Annotated in this window: 19 protein-coding genes; 11 read left to right on the forward strand and 8 right to left on the reverse strand. The window is 53.5% G+C overall.

The window, feature by feature from the left end; translation table 11 throughout:
• Positions 1–223: 223 nt before the first annotated feature.
• Positions 224–1,216, forward strand: a complete 993-nt coding sequence (locus ACQ66Q_RS08955; RefSeq protein WP_430456471.1) for a branched-chain amino acid aminotransferase — start codon at positions 224–226, stop codon at positions 1,214–1,216.
• 318 nt (positions 1,217–1,534) lie between these two features.
• A complete protein-coding gene (locus ACQ66Q_RS08960) occupies positions 1,535–1,849 on the forward strand; it encodes a hypothetical protein (RefSeq protein ID WP_430456472.1) in 315 nt (104 codons plus the stop codon).
• A gap of 45 nt (positions 1,850–1,894) precedes the next feature.
• Here the strand turns inward: ACQ66Q_RS08960 and ACQ66Q_RS08965 are convergent, their stop codons facing one another.
• Positions 1,895–2,755, reverse strand: a complete 861-nt coding sequence (locus ACQ66Q_RS08965; protein ID WP_430456473.1) for a hypothetical protein — start codon at positions 2,753–2,755, stop codon at positions 1,895–1,897.
• Positions 2,756–2,854: 99 nt separating this feature from the next.
• Positions 2,855–3,742, reverse strand: a complete 888-nt coding sequence (locus tag ACQ66Q_RS08970) for a LysR family transcriptional regulator (protein WP_430456474.1) — start codon at positions 3,740–3,742, stop codon at positions 2,855–2,857.
• 119 nt (positions 3,743–3,861) lie between these two features.
• On the opposite strand from ACQ66Q_RS08970, the gene ACQ66Q_RS08975 reads away from it, so the two are divergent.
• Positions 3,862–4,620, forward strand: coding sequence for an SDR family oxidoreductase (locus tag ACQ66Q_RS08975; protein ID WP_430456475.1), 759 nt, complete (start codon positions 3,862–3,864; stop codon positions 4,618–4,620).
• Positions 4,621–4,754: 134 nt separating this feature from the next.
• Here the strand turns inward: ACQ66Q_RS08975 and ACQ66Q_RS08980 are convergent, their stop codons facing one another.
• From ACQ66Q_RS08980 to ACQ66Q_RS08990, 3 genes are all read right to left on the reverse strand, one after another.
• The gene (locus ACQ66Q_RS08980) at positions 4,755–5,426 is read right to left on the reverse strand and encodes a hypothetical protein (RefSeq protein ID WP_430456476.1); all 672 of its coding nucleotides are present in this window, start codon (positions 5,424–5,426) and stop codon (positions 4,755–4,757) included.
• Positions 5,427–5,531: 105 nt separating this feature from the next.
• Positions 5,532–6,950 carry a PH domain-containing protein gene (locus ACQ66Q_RS08985; RefSeq protein ID WP_430456477.1) on the reverse strand — a complete coding sequence of 473 codons (1,419 nt, stop codon included), beginning with the start codon at positions 6,948–6,950 and terminating at the stop codon, positions 5,532–5,534.
• Complete coding sequence (locus tag ACQ66Q_RS08990) at positions 6,940–7,473, reverse strand: PH domain-containing protein (RefSeq protein WP_430456478.1); 534 nt, start codon at positions 7,471–7,473, stop codon at positions 6,940–6,942. The genes ACQ66Q_RS08985 and ACQ66Q_RS08990 overlap by 11 nt, the downstream gene beginning before the upstream one ends.
• Before the next feature lie 214 nt (positions 7,474–7,687).
• Here ACQ66Q_RS08990 and ACQ66Q_RS08995 point away from each other — a divergent pair, with 214 nt between their 5' ends.
• The 4 genes from ACQ66Q_RS08995 (at position 7,688) to ACQ66Q_RS09010 (ending at position 11,440) form a co-directional block, all read left to right on the forward strand.
• Positions 7,688–8,584 carry a TrmB family transcriptional regulator gene (locus ACQ66Q_RS08995; protein WP_430456479.1) on the forward strand — a complete coding sequence of 299 codons (897 nt, stop codon included), beginning with the start codon at positions 7,688–7,690 and terminating at the stop codon, positions 8,582–8,584.
• Entirely contained in the window at positions 8,581–10,101 is a 1,521-nt protein-coding gene (locus tag ACQ66Q_RS09000; protein ID WP_430456480.1) for a serine hydrolase domain-containing protein, read from the forward strand. The genes ACQ66Q_RS08995 and ACQ66Q_RS09000 overlap by 4 nt, the downstream gene beginning before the upstream one ends.
• Positions 10,102–10,191: 90 nt before the next feature.
• Positions 10,192–10,833, forward strand: coding sequence for a hypothetical protein (locus tag ACQ66Q_RS09005; protein ID WP_430456481.1), 642 nt, complete (start codon positions 10,192–10,194; stop codon positions 10,831–10,833).
• 136 nt (positions 10,834–10,969) lie between these two features.
• Positions 10,970–11,440 (forward strand): FKBP-type peptidyl-prolyl cis-trans isomerase, encoded by a 471-nt coding sequence (locus ACQ66Q_RS09010; RefSeq protein ID WP_430456482.1) that lies wholly within the window; start codon positions 10,970–10,972, stop codon positions 11,438–11,440.
• Between the two features lie 19 nt (positions 11,441–11,459).
• On the opposite strand, the gene ACQ66Q_RS09015 is transcribed toward ACQ66Q_RS09010, so the two are convergent.
• Entirely contained in the window at positions 11,460–12,290 is an 831-nt protein-coding gene (locus ACQ66Q_RS09015) for a substrate-binding periplasmic protein (protein WP_430456483.1), read from the reverse strand.
• Between the two features lie 88 nt (positions 12,291–12,378).
• Positions 12,379–12,714, reverse strand: a complete 336-nt coding sequence (locus ACQ66Q_RS09020) for a hypothetical protein (RefSeq protein ID WP_430456484.1) — start codon at positions 12,712–12,714, stop codon at positions 12,379–12,381.
• A gap of 550 nt (positions 12,715–13,264) precedes the next feature.
• Between ACQ66Q_RS09020 and ACQ66Q_RS09025 the strand changes: the two genes are divergently transcribed.
• The 3 genes from ACQ66Q_RS09025 to ACQ66Q_RS09035 all read left to right on the forward strand — a co-directional run bounded on the left by ACQ66Q_RS09025 (position 13,265) and on the right by ACQ66Q_RS09035 (position 15,846).
• On the forward strand, positions 13,265–13,432 hold the full coding sequence (locus ACQ66Q_RS09025; RefSeq protein ID WP_430456485.1) for a hypothetical protein: 168 nt from the start codon (positions 13,265–13,267) through the stop codon (positions 13,430–13,432).
• Positions 13,433–13,750: 318 nt separating this feature from the next.
• On the forward strand, positions 13,751–14,770 hold the full coding sequence (locus ACQ66Q_RS09030; protein WP_430456486.1) for a DUF1852 domain-containing protein: 1,020 nt from the start codon (positions 13,751–13,753) through the stop codon (positions 14,768–14,770).
• A gap of 38 nt (positions 14,771–14,808) precedes the next feature.
• Positions 14,809–15,846 carry a methionine synthase gene (locus ACQ66Q_RS09035; RefSeq protein ID WP_430456487.1) on the forward strand — a complete coding sequence of 346 codons (1,038 nt, stop codon included), beginning with the start codon at positions 14,809–14,811 and terminating at the stop codon, positions 15,844–15,846.
• Between the two features lie 29 nt (positions 15,847–15,875).
• Here ACQ66Q_RS09035 and ACQ66Q_RS09040 read toward each other — a convergent pair whose 3' ends face one another.
• Entirely contained in the window at positions 15,876–16,217 is a 342-nt protein-coding gene (locus ACQ66Q_RS09040; protein ID WP_430456488.1) for a hypothetical protein, read from the reverse strand.
• Positions 16,218–16,611: 394 nt separating this feature from the next.
• Here ACQ66Q_RS09040 and ACQ66Q_RS09045 point away from each other — a divergent pair, with 394 nt between their 5' ends.
• On the forward strand, positions 16,612–19,800 hold the full coding sequence (locus ACQ66Q_RS09045; protein WP_430456489.1) for a hypothetical protein: 3,189 nt from the start codon (positions 16,612–16,614) through the stop codon (positions 19,798–19,800).
• Positions 19,801–19,825 lie beyond the last annotated feature (25 nt).

Consider the following 19,825-nt stretch of genomic DNA (forward strand, 5'->3'; position numbering starts at 1 on the left):
TAGACTCGCAGATAGTTGATGCCGAATTCGAGCAGGCTGGTTACAATGCGGCGAAAGTGTACAACGATTTCGACGGCGTTTTTCCGTGTGTCGCCCTGCCAGCTGATGTTGTTCCATCTGCGAGCTTAGTGCGAAACGCGTTGTGTGAAACCCTCTGTGAATCAATAACTCAAGCTAAATCAGCCAGTCAATCTGGCCCTCAGTCATCAGCAGGAAAGAACAAATGGCAGCATTCGGTAGTGTATTTATGCCTGAAATGGCAATGGCCCAATTTGATGGAAATGCCTGGGGGCCGTCGGCCATTGTCCCGGCAAACAGCATCAGTCTGCATCCGGGCGCCCATGTGCTGCACTATGCAAGTACTTGTTTTGAAGGCTTAAAAGCATTCCGCCACGAAGATGGCACTATCGCCATTTTCCGCATGGATAAAAACGTCGCCCGCATGCTGCAAAGCTCGGAGTTATTATCTTTACCTAAATTCGAACCAGCGCTGCTGAGCCAGATGATTGTGGACGCTGTGCGCCACTTCGCTGCCGACGTACCAACGCCACCAGGTTCAATGTATATCCGCCCAACCCATATCGGTACCGAACCTGCGATCGGCAAAGCTGCAACGCCAACGCTGACGTCAATGCTGTATGTATTGTTATCACCGGTCGGTGACTATTTCGCTGGTGGCAGCCGCGCGCTGCGCCTGCTGTTAGAAGACAATGCCCGCTGCGCGCCGCACATGGGCATGATCAAAAGCGGTGGTAACTATGCCAGCGCGCTGCAACCAACGATGCAAGCCAAAGCAAAACATCAGGCTGACCAGGTGTTGTTCTGCCCGCATGGCGATGTTCAGGAAACCGGCGCGGCCAACTTCCTGTTGATCGACGGCAATGAAATCATCACCAAAGCGCTAGATGCGTCATTCCTGCACGGCGTGACGCGTGATTCAATCCTGACACTGGCACGCGATTTGGGCATGACAGTATCTGAGCGCGATCTGACAGTGGACGAACTGCTGGAACGTGCCGCCAAACCAGGCACTGAAGCAGCGCTGTCAGGCACTGCCGCAGTATTGGCACCGGTTGGCACCTTGATCCACCGTGGCACTGAATACAAAGTCGGCAGCGGTGAGCCAGGCCCAACCACAGCCCGTCTGCGTCAGGCACTGAACGATATCCAGTGGGGCAAAGCCGAAGATAAACACGGCTGGCTGACCAAAATCTGACGTCATCATATCTGACAGACGACCACAACAAAGCAGGCCCTGAGCCTGCTTTGTTTTTTCCGCGACGAGGCTTGGCTTGCAGCGCTGCACAGTCTTCGGTATGTTAAACATCCTGTTTACATAAATGGATGTTTAACATTGAACATATTGAATTATAGAGAAAAAGATTTTCGTGGTGAGGCCACTGAACCAGGGTTAAGCGCTATATCTGCCGGATGGCACTCGCTGAGCGCCAGCGGCAAATGGCTGTTTGCTTTGCTCGTTGGGCTCCTGGCAGCTGCGTTCATTTTTAGCCAATGGGAACGCCAGCAACCGCTGATGATTGCTTTTTACCTCTGCGCCCTGCTGATTGCGGCAGGAAATTACCTGCGTGCGCGAGTGTTGCCGCAGCTGACTGCCCGTAGCCTGCTGACTGATTTAAGCGTTCAGGATAAGCACATCTGCATCGCAGGCTTCAGCTTCCCTGCCACTGTACAAAAGCTGGTGCTTGGAAAACAGAGCAAAAAGGGGCCAGCGTTTTTACAACTGGCGTGGAACGGCGGCCAATTATGGTTATTTCCACTAAATGAACTGCCGCAAGTGGAACAGTTTATCCGTCAGCATGCGCCGCAGATTGAGATCATCCCCGAGTAACAGAGCCTCCGAAACAGCAACGAACAGGCAGGGCTTAACCAAATTTCAATATTGGTCAACATGGCCCGCCCGGATCAGCCGGGCTACGAGCGCCGCATCCTCAGGCAACATATAGCGTTGATGGGCCTGCAGGAACGCCTGTTCCTTATAGAGCTCCAATAATGCGAGATTGACCTGCTGCAGAAAACGTTCACTTTCCGCAGATTTGTTACACATCAAATGACCTGCAACGACCGCTGGCGAGCCGGCAATGGTGTAACTTCGCACCGGCATCGGTAAGTCAGCATGATAATGCTCTTGGATAGCCGTCGGAAACAGCACCGCGTATTCAGCGCGTTTTGCCAAAAACATGCCGAGAAACTGTTGGTAGTAATCGGAGGTGGTCACCACAATTTTTTTGCCCGCCGGGACTTTACCGATCTCAGCATCTAAATAAGGACCAAGGGAAAAATGAGCTGAAACCAGCAACCGGCTGCGGGGGTCATCGATAAACAATGCATTCAGACTGGCAACCTCCCCCTGCTCATTCAGTACTGGCCGTCCAAGTGGCGTCAGGTCCGCCCGCTGATACAGGCGGTACCCCAGGTAGAAATTGACCGGGTAGGAAAACAGATACTTTTGTTGCCGCTCGGGCGTTTTTATCCGATCCAGGGTGCAATGCACGCCAGCGCCTTGCATTTCCAGCTCAATCCGGGCGAACGGCAGTTCAGTCACAGTCACAGCTCTGGAGAATTGCTCTAATAACAATTGGTTCGTATCGGTTGTGATGGTATGAGATACACGCTGATTGATAGCATTCACGTACTTGGCGTCGTAGCTGTACAAGCGAAATTGCGCTGGCACTTCAACCACAGCAGCAAAGGCTGACGGAACGCAACCAAACATCAACAATAACCATTGTTTCATCTTGAACCCCGTTTCGCATCACCAAATAGTGTGCGACAAAACAGGCTGAATCGCAATGAAACCGGCGCGCTCAACAAAGCGGCATGCAAGGATAACCAATTAACCACTACGCAACTGGTCACGGAGAAAATCGAATAACAGCCGCACGCGCGCCGGCACCGGGCCGCGTTGTGGCCGGTAGAGCGACAAAGGCCAGGGCGTCGGTTCTTGCTCAGGCAACTGGCGCACCAGCTCGCCACGCGTCAACATCGGTTTTGCCAGAAAATCTGCGATTTGCCCAATGCCGAGGCCAGCAATCACTGCCGCCAGTTCCTGTTCGGCGTCATTGACCAGCAGACGCACCTGTCGCGGCTGATAAATCTCGCCGTCACGGAAAAACCAGGCCCAGGGCCGGCCGGTCCCTGCATCGAGCAGACTGACTTGTTGATGGTTGTTGAGCGCAGCAAGGTCCGAAGGCGTGCCATGAGCCGCCAGATAGGCCGGGCTTGCCACCAGATACAGCGCCACTTCGGACACCTGCAGCGCAACAAAACTCTGATCCCGCAACAAGCCGGCGCGGATGCCTAAATCAATTTGTTCATCGACTACATCGCTGTGCTGATCCGATAAACGTACGTCCAGCCGGATCTGTGGATGCAGTGCGGCAAACTCGAGCAATAACGGAGTTAAAATCGGCCGCAGTGCAGCAGGTGCCGCCAGCCGCACCAAGCCTTGCGCGTCCTGCGTCGCCAGTCGCGGGCTGAACAGTTGCTCCAGCTGTGCCAGCTGCAGCCGGCCATCCTGATACAGTTGTTCGCCAAATTGCGTCAGTCGCACCTGCCGGGTATTGCGGTGAAACAGCACTTCGCCGGTCAGTTGTTCCAGCTGCTGCACCGCCCGCGTCACGGCTTGCGGCGATAACGCCAGCTTGACCGCGCAGGCTTTAAAATTCCCCAGTTCCGCCGCACTGCAGAAGATCCGCAGCCATTCGAGCTTATTCAGCGCCATGATTATTATTCCGATTTATGGAATTCTGAAAGCTTAACTATTCCATTCTAACGCAAGTTCACGCCGATTAAACTGCCGTTGTCGTTAATCAGAACCCACTTATAGCGGAGCAAAAACAGATGAATACTCAGCAACATCCAGGCATCAGTCAGAAAGTCGTGTTAATCACCGGTGCCAGCAGTGGTCTAGGTGAAAGTACCGCCCGGCTGTTAGCCAGCCGTGGCGCTAAACTGGTGGTCGTGGCGCGCCGTGCCGACCGGCTGGCGCAGCTGGTCAGCGATATTCAGGCCGCCGGCGGCGACGCGGTATATCAGGTGGTGGATGTCACCAAAGCGGAAGATCTGCAGGCTGCCGTCAAGCTGGCAATCGACAGTTACGGCCGGTTGGATGTCATCATCAACAACGCCGGGCTGATGTCGATTGCGCCGATGAGCGAACGCCGCACCGACGAATGGGACCGGATGATCGACATCAATATCAAAGGCGTGTTGTACGGCATCGCCGCTGCATTGCCAGTATTTGAAGCACAGCACAGCGGCCATTTTATTAATATTTCGTCGGTGGCCGGCGTCAAAGTATTCAGCCCGGGCGGCACTGTGTACAGCGGCACTAAGTTTGCGGTGCGGGCGATCAGTGAAGGCTTACGCCATGAAGTCGGTGGCCATATCCGCACCACGACGATTCTGCCGGGCGCGGTCGAATCCGAACTGAAACACGGCAGCAGCCATGGCGCTAGCGCTGAGTTTGTCCAGGCGTTTTACCAGCAAAATCAAATCCCGGCCGACGCTGTCGCCCGCGCTGTAGCCTATGCCATCGAACAGCCGGACAATGTTGATATCAACGAAATTGTACTGCGCCCGACCGTGCAGGAGTTTTAATTCAGCAGCGAGTATTTAGCTCGGTAACGAATGGATAGCGCCGCTGGGCTTGCCGCAAACAGCCGTGCCAGCACAGCGCCGCCATCCATGTTGCGATGAAGCGATGTAAGTTGATTCAGCGGCCGGCTTTGCCGCTAAGCAGCGCCAGAGACGGCCTTTCGCGCTGAGCTGTTGCCGGCGAGCAATTCGGCATAGAACATCAAACCGAGCAGGTGCAACAGCAGATCTGGCAGGAATATCGATAAATCTGCGTCTAAATAACCGGACCAGGCGTTGTCCGACACCTGATCAACAACAGTCGATACCGCCATCAAAGCCAGCAATAACATCGTGGTATAAAACAAAACTTTCGACATTCTGCTGACGCTTTGCTGCCACCATAATTTATTCAGTGTTCGTCGGTCGCGGATCTGCAGCGCAGTCAGTTGCGATGCTGGTGACAGAATGATCATCACCAATAAAAATGCGCTGAAGATTGGCGCGATATAGCTCCACAACAGATAAAGGTCAGCGTTCATTGCCGTTGCCAGATCGCTGGGCACAGCAATGGCGCCCTGCATGCGGACAATCTTCCACCCTAAGGCAAGGACAACCAGCGAGAGCAAAATCTTATTGCCATTGGTCAAGCCCGAAAAACGTTTGGCACACTGCACTGTACAGTAAGTGGCTGAGGCGAAAATAAACATCAGCCACAAACCTAGCCCCAAATGCAGCTGCGACACACTGATGAGCACCGCTGCGGTCAGAAAAATCCCCAGCGTCAGTATTTGTGCCTGATGCGGCAATCTGTTGCGATAAAAAAACATGCTTCACTCCATGAATTGAAATCGAGCCGCCAGGAAGGGGCCTGAAAAAAATCCAGCAGCAACAGCTTTCTGTTGCTGCACTCAGGTTCCTTCAAACTGGTTCCTTCACTCCGGATACTGCAGCGCCAAAACCTGCGCGTACAGCTGCTGCGCTTCTGTATTGGGAATAGCAGCCAAAGTCAGATTGCCGTTGGCGGTTTGCAGCTGCAGGCGCACCATCTGGTGTTGCTGAAAAAACGGCGTTTGTTGCAGCCGGACCTGCTGCACTTGCCGCAGCGGCAACATGTACCAGCGCCGGCCAAAACCGCCTTGCCACAGATACAGCACATCACCTTGCACCCGGTAACCATGCCAGCGGTAATTCAGCCAGAGTTCTAGTAGCCACCAGCTGCTTAGCGCGAGCGACACCAGTGCTTTGAACCACAGCGGCGGGATATTGGACTGCCAGAGCAGTACGGTGACGACCAGCAAGCCCAGCCCGGACCACCAGGCCTGACGGCGAAAATACACCGGCACAAACTTCTGTAAATCCGCGCCCTGCACTTCAGCCAGCGGCAATAACTGCTGTGCCTTCAGCTCCGTGTCCAGTTCCGGCGCCGTTTGCCCCAGCACCGCAAACTTACTTTGTTGTTGATTGCTGGCAAAGCCATGAAAGATCAGCGAATAGTGCCCCAGCAGCCGCGCCAGCCAGGGCTGATTCACCAGCACCAGCTGCACGCGCGGACTGGAGATCCGCAGCGACTTTTTCAGCACAGAACCCTGCGTCAGCTGCAACTTGCGGGCATCACGCAGCAGATGCTGCGGGTAAAGCCAAATCAGGGTCATCAATGCCAGCACCAGTGCAACCAGGGCCAGTAACATCAGACCGCTGAATACCTGCAGCAACAGGTTGTGCTGAATATCGTATTGCGCCAGCAGCGCCTCGCTGGTCTCTAGCAGCCACTGAAGACCCTGTGCATCTTTAAACTGCTGACTCATACCGAACACGGCCGCCAGCGGCAGCCATAAATAAGCATTGTATAAAGTCGCGAGCCAAATCCGGTAAAACGGCGTGGAGCCGCTGGCCGGCGCGGTGCTGGTCTGGCCCTGCAACAACGTCAGCTGACTTTCAGACAAACCGGTCAGGGCGAATTCCTGCTTCTGACTGCCGGCACTGTCGATACTGGCGGCATAGAGCCGCAAAGGCCGGAAATAAAACGGTTGCCGCACCTGCAGCTCCTGCACCCGCGCTTGTGGCAGTAGCAGCTTTTCTTTGTGCAGCAGGCCTTTTTCCAGTTCAATGCCCTGCGCGGTGACCCGAAACCGGCTAAACCGCCAGCCGATAATGGCGCGGCCCAATACCAGCAACGCCAACAGAGCCAGCACATAAGGCATATAAGCCGCGTATTTGTCGCGCGAAGACAAAAACGCACCACCGACGATTAAACCAAAAAACTCCCAGGCCGACTTGCAGAATAATGGCACCAGCGCCCAGGCCGAAACCCGTTGCCACGGGCTGGATTCCTCTACGGATTCAGGCTGCATCCGCGCGCTCCTCCTGCGGGATCAGCTGGCTGAGCTGCTGGCACAGCGACTGCGCCAACTCATAGTCAATGTCAGACAGTGCCGCTTCCGCCTGCAAACCACCGGCAGTAAACACTTTGAGCGTGGCCAGGCCAAACTGCTTTTGCAGCGGCCCCTGACTGACAGTGACATGCTGCACCCGTGTCAGCGGGATCAATACCGCTTGGCGCCACCAGACACCGGACTCCAGCAAAAAATCCTGCCGGCGCAGCAGAAACCGCGTCCGGGTCAGCTGTAATGGCAACCAGAGCTGCAGCAGGAAACCGAATAACAACACCAGACCAAGTATCGCGTATAACGCCAATTCCCCCTCAGACAACACAATAAGTGCCACCAAAGCCAGCAGGACCACAAGCGTCAGGCCCAGCCAGAACCAGCGTCGCTTGCCCAGTGCTGCTTCGGGTAAATGCTGCCAGTCTTGCGGCAAGGGTGCACTGAGGCACTCATCCTGTATAAAAGCCGCGTCGAGTAATTGGTTCGCCATCACCATTCCAGAATTTTTTCAGCAGATACCGTATCTTGCGGAAAATTCGCTGCAGCGGCAAGCAGACAATTAACTGTTGTTAACAATTGTGTTGCGAAAGTCAAAGCTATCCCACCCCGGTCAAACCTGCTTACAAATTGACCTGTTGCGTCCATAAAATTTTAGTAGTAGTTTTTAATACTACTAAATAAGCAGCCCGTTACAGGAAGCCCCGATGAGCACGGTCCGGTTACAACAGCTGGGTTTTACTGCCCTTGAAACTGATATTTATCTGGCGCTGCTGCGCTATGGCGATATGACCGGTTATGCCGTTGCCAAGCAAGTCGGCAAAGTGGTGGCGAACGTCTACAAAGCATTGGAATCCTTGCATCAGAAAGGCGCGGTATTGCAGCTGCAGCAGGATCAAAAACGCTATGCAGCCGTGCCCTGGCGCCAGTTGCTGGACCATGAACAGCGCAAGTTCAGCCAGACCCTCAGCGAGTTGGCGACAGAGCTGGAAAGTTTACCGGCACCGGATGCGCAGGAAGGTGTGTATCAGCTGAAAAATCCGGATCAGTTACTGTATGACAGCCGGCAGCTGTGCCGCGACGCGCAAGGCCTGTTACTGGCCGATCTGCAGCCGGCGGCAGTGCCTTTACTGGCTGCGGAATTAATCGCCGCAGCAGCCCGTGGTGTCGAAGTGCGGGTGAAAATCTACGAACCGGCAGAACTGCCAGGGGTGCACCTGACGCTGCGCGCCAATGGCCGCGAGGTGTATGGCAAAACCGCCGATGTCAGTTTTAAGCTGGTGGCCGACGGCAATAATTTTGTCATTGGCCTGCTCAGCGCCGATCTCAGCCGCGTGATCCAAGCCTTTAAAAGCCGCAGCGCGCTGCTGAATATGAGCCTGTTTTGTGGCCTGACTTACGAGCTGATCCTGACCGAACTGAAGCAAAGCCTGGCGCAAAATGATTTGGCGCGCTCCCGGCAAATCCTCGCAGACACCGCACACTTACATCCTTTTAGTACAGAAAATCAGGTGTTTAACCAATTTAATCAACGCTATAGCGCGGCGCGACTAGATGCCAATACCGGCCAAAACAGCCAGCCAGATCAAGGAGAAAACAAATGAAATTCCGCTTCACCCGAGCCAAACCTTTTAGCGCACTGTCGCGTGGCCTGCTGCTGTTACTCACCAGCGGAGTCAGCACAATGACGCCGGCGCAGACACTGCAACCGCAGGATTTTGCCGAACTGGAACAAGCCATCGCCAGTATCAAAACACAGGCCGGTCTGCCCTTTGGCAGCGCCATCGCGCTGGTGCACAACGGCAAACTGATTTATCAGCACCACGGCGGTTATGCCGATATTCAGCGGCGGCAGGTCGTCAGCAGCGACACGGCGTTTTATATCGCTTCAGCCACCAAGCCATTCACTGCGCTGGCCTTTTTACTGCTGGCGCAACAAGGCAAAGTCAATCTGGAGCAAAGCCTGCAGCAGATGTGGCCCAAGCAGCAATTTCAGCACGTCGATGCCAGCCGCATCACGCTGCGCCAGCTGCTGACTCATCAATCCGGCCTCGATAATCAGCCGCTGGTATGGGCCAGCGCATACAGCGGTATCTATAACATGGAGAGTATGACTCACCTGGTGGCAGCTTCAGTACCAGACCCTGAGGCCAAACTTGGCGAATTTCGCTACGGTAATATCGGCTATAACATCGCCGGCCTGTGGCTGGATCAAACCAGCGATGTCGCCTGGCAGGAACAGTTGCAGCAGCTGATTTTCGACCCGCTGAAGATGCAACACAGCAGCGCCCGCCAAAGCAAAGCCGCGCAGTGGCCGCTGGCGCTGCCGTATTCCCTGATGAAAACCGCCGAGCCACTGTACCTGCAAAAAACCGATACGACGATGCACGCAGCCGGCGGTATGTTCGCCACGGCCGGCGATTTGGCCACATTTCTGCTGGCGCAAATGCCGGCAGCCAAGAGCCCGTTACCCGCGGCGGTGATCACAAAATCCCAGCAAGCCCAAATCAGTACCGACAGCAGCTACGGTGATTTTCAGCGCAACGGCTACGCCTGGGGTTGGTATACCGGGCCCTATAAAGGCCAGGCTATGCTGCATCACTTCGGTGGATTTCCCGGCTACAGCGCGCATCTGTCGTTCCTGCCAGAACAGCAGATGGGCCTGGTGATTTTGCTTAACGAAGACCTGCTAAGCCGCGACCTGAATAACCTGATTGCAGATTATTGTTACGGCCTGCTGCTCGGCGACAGCGGCACCAAAACACGGGTTCAGGCTGGTTTTACCAAACTGCAGGAAAAACTGGCGCAACTGCCACAGATGAAACAGGCACAACAGCAAAAAATACAAGGGCGTAAAACGCTGTTAACCCTGCCACGTGACGCCTACCGCGGCCGCTATTTACATCCGCAACTGGGTGAAATGACCGTCAGCCTGAACCCACAGCAGCAACTGGTCTTTCGCTGGGGCGCGCTGGATGCCGTCGCCACTGGCTTTGATGAGCCCGATACGCTGCGGCTGGAATTAGTGCCCAATTCCGGCGACGTATTAACCTTTGCCGTGGAAAATGGCGCGGTCCGCCAGCTGACGTTCAGCGGTATGACCTTTATCAAACAACGCTGAAGCACCAACAGCTTCAGGCCTGATCGCAATAAGTCTTTACAGTGGAATTTATTAACATTATTTTAATGAAAACTGCGAGGTAAATGATTGATGGATCTGGCACATCTGGCAAATATCCTGCTGCATATCGGCAGCGGTACTGTGGCCATCCTGATTGGATTTTATCTGCTGATGCGGCCCAAAGGTAGCGCAGAGCACCGGCGCTGGGGCCGCCGTTTCGGCTTTTTTACCGCAGTGGTGGTGATCTCCGCCGCCACTGGGTTACTGCTATTTCGTTTCCTGCCGTTGTTTGCCGTCTTAACTGTGCTGGTCGGCTATCAGCTGCTCAGCGGTTGGCGGGTGATTTATACCCAGGCTAAAGGCCCGGCGTTGCAAGACGCTTGCTGGACCGCGCTGACGGCAGCAGGCGCTTTACTGCTGACCCCGATCTTGCTGGCGCACCATCAGGGCGATCCGGCCGTGTTGTGGTCCACGCTCGGCGCTCTGTGCTGCATTTTGTTATACGACAGCCTGCGCTGGCTGTTTCCAGCTTGGTGGCATGCCCGATTGTGGCGTTACGAGCATCTGTACAAAATGATTGCTTCAATTTTTGCGATGCTGTCAGCTTTAGCCGGCAATGTATTACGCGACTGGCAACCCTGGTCGCAATTAATGCCGTCGGTGCTCGGCATGTTGCTGATCTTCGGCTTTGGCTTTCAACAGGCGCGTCGCAGCAGTATGGCGAAAGCATGAACAGGCTCGGTAAAAAACCGGATCAAAAGGCATTTTGCTGCGAAACAGCGCTTTGACCGACGCAGCAATTGCCCATATGATAGCGCAAACCTGTTGAACTTATTATCAATCGTCTGTTAAACAGACAGGAAATGTGATGAAAATAGCCCTGATCGTAATCATCGCCGCGGCGGTGCTGTATTACTTCTACAACAACATCAACAACCAGAAAATCGCCACACAAAACATCGAACAGGGCGAAGTGTTTCTGGCGAAAAACGCCAGCCGCGACGGCGTCAAAACCACAGCATCTGGCCTGCAGTATGAAATTCTGCAACAAGGCAGCGGCACTAAACACCCGACTGAAATCTCTACCGTCAACGTGCATTACCACGGCACGCTGACCGACGGCACAGTGTTTGACTCGTCGGTCGAACGCGGCGAATCGATCAGCTTTCCGTTAAACCGCGTGATCAAAGGCTGGACTGAAGGCGTGCAGTTAATGAAAACCGGTGACAAATTCCGCTTCTTTATCCCGGCTGATTTGGGCTACGGCAGCCGCAGCGCCGGCAAAATCCCACCGGGATCTGTGCTGATTTTTGACGTAGAACTGCTGGCGATTGAATAACTTAGGCAGCTGATGCGATTCACAAATGTGGGGCTGGCGCCGGCATTCTGCTGATCTCCGCAGTGTTGCCAGCTGCGGCAGGCGCCGCCAGATAATAATCGCGGATCTGTTGCAGCTGACCATCGCGGTACAACTGCTGCCAGGCGGCGTCCAGTTTTCGTAGCAGCTCCGGGCTGACTGAGACACGACTGAAGCCAAAATAGACCGGATCGGCATGGACCAATAACATCGGCCGATAGGCAGTTGCCTGACCTTTCACCCGCCAGAACCAGGCGAGCTCTTCTTCAAGTACCGCCTGTACCCGCCCCGACTCCAGTAACGCCAGTTTGTCCTGATTGGACACCATCGGATAAAAACGCCGTTGCAGCACCGGATCGTCGCGCAGCTGTTGTAACTGCGGACCAAAATAACCGCCGTTGAGCACGGCAATTAACAAACTGGCCGGCCATTGCGGCAGATCGGCCAGCTGACGCAGCGGTGGTACTTTCGCTGGATCTGCGATTAGCCACATCCGCTCCTGATGGTGCGGACCAATAAAAGCGATGTCTTTGGCACGGGTCTGGTTATAGGTCAGCTGGCTGACCACATCAATCTCGCCCTGTTGCAGCAGTTTTAACGCGCGCGCCCAGGGCGAACGGACAAAACGGACGCTGCAGCCAACTTGCGCCGCCAGCAGCCGGATCATCTGTACATTTAAGCCTTCAGGTTGTTGTGAGGCCAGCACGATATGCGGCGGAAATGAGGTGTCTAAGGCAAAACGCAGTTCGCAAGCTTTGGTGCGGCCAGACGCACACAGCAGCATGGTTGCCGTCAGTACAGACAAAACCGCTATTTTACTGCCTGTCACCATGCAGGAGACCTTCTATGTGCCCATTTGCAGCGGCAACACTTAAGCAGCACGCTCGGGACGGTGGCGAGTAGCCGAAGTGCGGCATGATTCAGTACCGCCTGATGTCACAGGTCAGCGGGGTCCCGGTCACCACATACACCGCTTGTTGGCTATTGGCTGCATAACGCATGGCAGGGCCAGTTTTGCTGACACCGGCCACCACTGACACGACCGGACAGACCTCATCCCCCGGCTCCAGCGGCTGCTGTTCAGCACCAAACCGTAAAGTGGCTAAATCCACACTCCGGGTTTGCTGCACCGGATAATATTCAGTAGCTCCGGCCTGTGCCCCGTCCGCCCGGCTGACGGCAAAACTCATGATAAAACCGCCGTGATTCATAACAGTGACGTATTGCGCGTTTAACATGGCATTGTCAGTATCCATCTTCCCATTCCTTTGTCAGAGTAAAACTTCAGGCCCGCCATGGCGGCAGGTGTCTGATGCCATTATTTGCTATGTGAACATTTGCACCCGTTTGCTCACAAACTGCAACGACTCATTTATAACCGGAAAAGCTGACTGTAACCAACAGCTGGTAGCGTTTTTCTCTGCGGGCTTTAACTGGCTGGTGGAAAAAGCCATAGGCCCGGCACTGCAAAAGCTGTTGCCTTGAGTATCTCTGCGCAGGCCTTCCTGGCAGGCCTGCTTTTTTCCATCCCCTGACATCAGCAGACAGCCGCGGTCACACAGCATGTTCTGCTGCATCTCCTTATGTACTAACGTTTGCAATTATTTGAACGCCTGCAGCTGGCATGACCAGCACTATTCTGGTGATTATTTCTGCAGCTGGTCACAACTTGTAACAAACAGGTAACGTGATAATGTTACAATTCAGTGGAGATCTAGACGGCTTAACGCCTTTACGTCCATAAAACAGAAACAAACTTCTGTACTCGTCAGTGTGGACACTGATATCAAGAACAAAGGAACCGTTATGTTTAACCTGAGAAAAATCATTAGCTTGTCGTTGTTTATGCTGCAATGTGCAGTGATCCTGTGGCTGAGTCAGCGGACCGATCTGGATTTGTTTAGCCAATTGATTTTATTACCTTTACTCCTGGTTTCTGGCCTGGCCATGCTGTCGCTGAAAACTGACCTTTAACACCTCAGCACCTCAACACCTCAACACCAGCCATGACTGTGCGCCGGATTACCCGGCGCATACAAGCGCAAATAGCCCAATCACGCTGCTTGAGCTCTGCTCAAGCAGAACAAAGCATTTCTCATTTTTCTTCCCGACGCCAGCCACGTATAACAGTCAATTAACAGCAGCCGCCAGACGTCTGGCTATCTAAAACTAACCGGCGCAGGTGGCATCTTCGCGACAACGCCGTGCAAAAGTTAAATAGCCACAGCGGCAAGTTCCGGTGTCGCAGCCAGCAGTGCAGCGGGACTGACCAATCATGGGAGAGCAGATCAGATGAAAGCAGATTTCACATTTTCGATTAAAAGTATTGGTTTTGATGAGCATTATCATCCATCCGACAGCACACGGCTGACCACTAACTTTGCCAATCTGGCCCGTGGCGCGCAGCGTCAGCAGAACCTGCGCAATACGCTGGCGATGATTAATAAACGTTTTAACTCGCTGGCGCATTGGGATAACCCCGCCAGCGAGCGTTATTCGGTTGAACTGGACATTATTTCGGTGGATATCCTGCTGGCAACGCCGGCTGCCGAACACGCCTTGCCCGCAGATCGGAGCGAAAATCGGCGCAACAGCTTTCCGTCGATTGAAGTGCTGAAAACCAACATCGTTGACCACCACACGCAGGAACGGATTGAGGGGCTGGTTGGCAATAACTTCTCTTCTTATGTGCGCGATTATGACTTCAGTGTGTTGCTGCCGGCGCACAATAAAAACCAGCCGCAATTCCGCATTCCGGCTGATTTTGGTGATCTGCACGGCCGCTTATTCCGCCACTTTGTCAGCTCAAAGGCTTATCAGCAGCACTTCCATAAATTGCCGGTGATTTGCCTGAGCGTGTCGGATAACAAAATCTATCAGCGCAGCGCCAATCATCATCCGGTGTTGGGGGTTGAATACCTGCCAAACGAAACGTCGCTGACCGAACAGTACTTTAAAAAGATGGGGCTGAACGTGCGGTACTTCATGCCGGACAACAGCGTCGCGCCATTGGCGTTTTATTTCTTTGGCGATTTGCTGAATGACTACAGCAATCTGGAGCTGATTGCCACCATCAGTACGATGGAAACTTTTCAGAAAATCTACCGGCCGGAAATCTACAACGCTCATGCCGTGGCTGGACTGCGTTATCAGCCGAATTTGACCAGCCAGGCACATTCGCTCACCCGGATTGTGTACGACCGGGAAGAGCGCAGCCGACTCGCGGTCAAACAAGGCCTATTTGCTGAAGAGCATTTTATTAAACCTTATCAGCAGGTGCTGGCGCAGTGGTCTGCCAGTTTCAGCCAATAAAACGCGATTCACCACGTCAATTTAATCCGGAATTTGCTATGAAAAAATTACTCCCCACCTCGACTGCCGGCAGTTTGCCAAAACCCATCTGGCTGGCCCAAGCCGAAACTTTGTGGTCGCCCTGGAAACTGCAGGGTGACGAGCTGCATCACGGTAAACTGGACGCGCTGTGTTTGGCGCTGCACGAACAACAACAAGCTGGCATTGATATCGTCAGTGACGGCGAACAAAGCCGCCAGCATTTTGTCACGACCTTTATTGAACACTTAGCCGGTGTCGATTTCCAACAACGCCAGACCGTGCGTATCCGCAACCGCTACGACGCCAGCGTGCCGACTGTCGTCGGGCCGGTATCACGGACCAAACCGGTATTTGTCGAAGATGCCAAGTTTTTGCGCAGCCAAACCACGCAGCCGATTAAATGGGCGCTGCCAGGCCCGATGACGATGATCGACACGCTGTTTGATGCGCACTATCAAAGCCGCAAAGAACTGGCGTTTGAATTTGCCAAAATCCTCAATGAAGAAGCGCACGAACTGGTCGCCGCCGGCGTCGATATCATCCAATTTGATGAACCGGCTTTTAATGTGTTTTTTGACGAGGTGAATGACTGGGGCATCGCCGCGCTGGAACGTGCCATCGAAGGGCTGCCGTGCGAGACCGCAGTGCATATCTGTTATGGCTATGGCATCAAAGCCAACACCGACTGGAAAAAAACTTTAGGTTCAGAGTGGCGGCAGTACGAAGAAATATTCCCCAAACTACAACAATCCAACATCGATATTATCTCGCTGGAATGCCATAACTCGCGCGTGCCGCTGGAACTGCTGGCACTGATCCGCGGCAAAAAAGTGATGGTTGGTGCTATTGATGTGGCAAGCCATGCCATTGAAACACCGGAAGAAGTGGCCGCGACGCTGCGCCAGGCGCTGCAGTTTGTTGACGCCGATAAGCTGTACCCTTGCACTAACTGCGGCATGGCACCACTACCGCGCGAAGTGGCCCGGGGCAAGTTACAGGCGTTGCAAGCGGGGGCGGAGTTGGTGCGGCGGGAGTTGCGGGGAGCAGCTGAATAGCTTTTGGGGGCGGCGCGACGCTGTGCCGACTAACCACCGCCCGACTGGCTGGTCTTTTTGATCACCAGGCTGGTGTCGGCGCTATCCTGCTGCACCGGCACCAGGCCATGTTTACGGTCTTTGGCTTTTTCGAAAGCAGCGTTCATCTGCTTCACCACCGGGTCGTTCGGATTATTTAATTCGCCATTGCGCAGTTTTTCGGCGTGGATTTTCTTCTGCAACTTCGCGCCCGCCACCACATAAGACGCGGCATCCACCACGTCATTGCCAGTATCGAGAGTGACCGCAGTGTGTTTGCCAACTTTATGAATAGTACAGGCGGTGAAACAAAGCGGAGTTAACAAAAGGCACAAGCGGAATAATGTTGTCATGACATGTCCATATGGTGAAAAATTTGAAGCTAACCGCTTGAAAATGAATGTTATCTGAACTGGTAACATGCAAACTATTGAAGGCTGGGCAGCCTGGTCGGGTAAAACAGATTCACAGAAGGCTTCTCTGCAACTTCAGCCAGCAGCGCCAAAGGAAGCGGTTGTGAGCTGACAGCTCCATTAATAGGCCAAAAGCAATTGATAGCATGAATGCACCTGTCACCTCAGACATCGCAAAAATATCAATTTTTTGTAAACAAATGACTTGTTTGTCCGCAGTATCTTCATTTAAGTTACAGGAACACTGCCAAGGCTCCTCTGCAGGTCCGGTGCGGATGGAAGGCTAAGCAGCACAAATGCTGCATTGTGCTCAGCGTAAATAAAGGAATATTGAATGCGCAAACTCCTATCAGCCTTACTTTTGCTCGGCTTCTGCGCCAGCTTGTTCGCCGCCACACAACCCATCTATGAACTAGACCCCAACCGTGGTATTGCAAAAGCAGACTCCACCGCGCCGGTTCACTACCAGCACTATGACCAATACCTGTTTTTTGCCAACGGCACTGCCAATCTGTCGTTACCTAAGTCGGAACGTTATGCGTTTGGCTCGAACGATATCTGGCGGCTAGATACCAAAACGAACATCGTAGTGCGGGTAGTTGGAGATAATTCTTATACCGAGAAAACCAGCCGCCCTTATTATGTCGCGAATAACAGGATCCTTTATTTCACCTACAGCAAAGGCTTGGTCATTGCAGATCTGGACGGAAAAATTCTGCACGAACTGCCTTCATTGCGAAACTCCGATGTGATGAACGAAGCCGATAAAATGAGTCTGGTCGGCGGTTATGTTTATTTCCCGGCGATTAACAATAAGACCCAGAAAACCGGCTTATGGCGCAGCAATGGCACTGCCGAAGGCACTGAGGAAGTCACCTTGTGCACAGGTACAACCTGTTATGCAGCACCGCAGAACTTCCAGACCAGCGCCAATAAATTGTTTTTTATTGCCACCGCGGCGGATGGCAAACACGCGCTCTGGACCATCAACAGTCAAAACAAAGCCGTGATCTTTCAGGCAGCCAGCCCGGAGATTAACAGTGGTGAGCGCCTGAAACCCTACCGGGATGGGGTGGTACTGCAGACCAAGACCGAGCTGTGGTATGCCGATGGCACCGAAGAAGGCTCATATGCCGTTAAACAGCCCCTCAACAACAACATCGTGCAGGCAGTCGCCAGCGACGGCGACAATATGCTGATTGCTACCACCGATCTGTTTGTCATCCCTCAGCATGGCAAAGGTGCAGGAAAAAAGATTGAAATGGAGCTTTTGGCTGAGCCCAAAAACTTCACGGTGTTAAAAGACAAAATCTTCTTCACAGTAACCCTCAAAACAGCCAACGGCCAGCGTCTACACGACAAACTGATGCAACTGGATGGCACCAATAAACCAATAGAAGTTTATGCCTTTGAAAATGCCAGATTCTTCGACCATAAAATTATGGGCAGCAAAGGCAATAAGCTGTTGTTGTTGCGTTATAAATATGACCTGATTGCCCCAGCGGTCCCCACCACCGAACTCTGGGTCAGTGACGGCACCAAAGCCGGTACTGCTAAAATCTCCGATGCTGGCGTGCCACATCCTCTGTGGGAGAAAAACAGTTGGGCTTTTGTACAAGACGCTCTTTATTTTTCCGGTTACAGCGAACTGACTGGCCTGGAACTTTGGCGCAGCGATGGCACAGCGCCAGGTACGGTGCTCAGCAAAGATTTAGGCTTTGGCCTGCCCAAGGCCCATATCGGCCAGATGGTAGCTAACGGCAGCAGTGTGTTTCATTTGCTCGACCACCAATGGTACAAATCTACAGGCTCCACTCAGGGCAATATGCTGGATGTACAGCTGTGGAAAACCGATGCCAGCACCCTGCGCAGCAGCTTTATCGCCGAGTGGCCGGAGTTTTATATTGATTTTACCAGGCCTATGATTGTGTCCGGCAATGGCGTCTATCTGTGGGTCCGTAATAACGACCAGGCAGCAACCTATGACCTGATGTTTTACCACCAACAAAACGGGACTTTTTCTAAAGTTCTGGGGGCCGTGCAACAGAGCTGCGAAAACAACAGGCCTCATCGTTTCCAGGAACAAAGCATCGGCAACCTGTTTTATTTTCAGGCACCGGTGGGCACCATCTATGACTACAGCTGCCAGTTATGGGTCAGCGACGGTACTGTAGCCGGCACCAAGGCGATTACCAGCTTCGCCAAAACGATCTTCAACACCAGCCTCATCAACCAAACGGCTCAGCTGCACAACGAACTTTATTTCACTCTCGATGTGTTTGGCACTGACACCCCTGAACTCACGACTCAAGTCTTTAAAACCGATGGCACTGCCGCAGGCACCAAAGTGGTCTTTAGTGTGCCCAAAGATCCCGAAAGTACGGTGACCTCTATAAGTCAACTGAGCGCCAACGCGGCTGGCGTTTTTGTTGTGACGGCGTCACTGCAACAACAGCAGACCCGCCAGCAGTTGTGGTATTGGGATCAGCAGCAGCTGACAGCCCTGAGCGAGCTGACGGATGTCTATGATTTTGTGCGTTTTTCCGATGGTATTGCCTATATTTCCGGCGGTAGTATTTATCGCAGTAATGGCACAGCGGCGGGCACCGGCTTGTTGCTGAAACTGCCACCACCAACCGGCCCGAATGAAGGCTTCAACCATTTAACGGTAACCCCGGATTTCCGCTATTTATTCTTCAGCGGTAAAGATGACAGCGACAAAATCAGGCTTTGGCGTTCAGATGGCAGCGGCGCGGGTACCATCGTTATTGGTCAACCGCTCAGCGCGTTCAATTTTGCCCTGCATGCGCAGGTGGGACAGGATGTTTATCTGACCACCTACCGCACTATTTCTAACCTGAATTATGTCGAACAGCTCAGTCGCTATTCGCTGACGGATACAACTGCCGTGGACATTTATTCGCAGCGTATTGCCGACCTGAATAACCTGTTACCGGTCGTCGCAGCGCAGGGCCGCATCTTTATTGGCAGTAAGTTGCAGTTACCCAGCTTTGGCGGACCTTATGTCACGGCCAACCTCGATGATGGTGATTTCGACAAAGACGGCGTCCTGAATAAAGATGACGTTTTCCCACTGCATCCGGATGAATTTGCTGACTTTGATGGCGACCGCCTCGGCGACAATGCCGACCCAGATGATGACAACGATGAAGCTGTGGATACGGCCGACTTGTTTCTGAAAAACGCGCTGGAATGGCGGGACCAAGATCAGGATAAAACCGGCGATAACGCCGATAACGACGACGACAATGATGGTGTCACTGACTGGTTAGACGCCTATCCGCACGATGCATCCAGGCACACCAATCAGGTCAGTAACCCGGGCACCGGGACGACTGAACCGACCCAGCCGGCAAAACCGGTCACAGAAAACAGTTCCGGTGGTGCCGTGCATTTTTGGTTACTACTCTCTGGTTTGGCGTTAGCCGCCCGACGGCGTTTGTTAACCAGCGCCGCCCGCTGGTGGCAACCCACTGCTGGCACTTCTTTTTGCGGCGGTTAGGTGCGGCAGCTACAGTTAGCGCAAT

Source organism: Rheinheimera sp., from assembly GCF_965283995.1.
Lineage (GTDB): Bacteria > Pseudomonadota > Gammaproteobacteria > Enterobacterales > Alteromonadaceae > Pararheinheimera.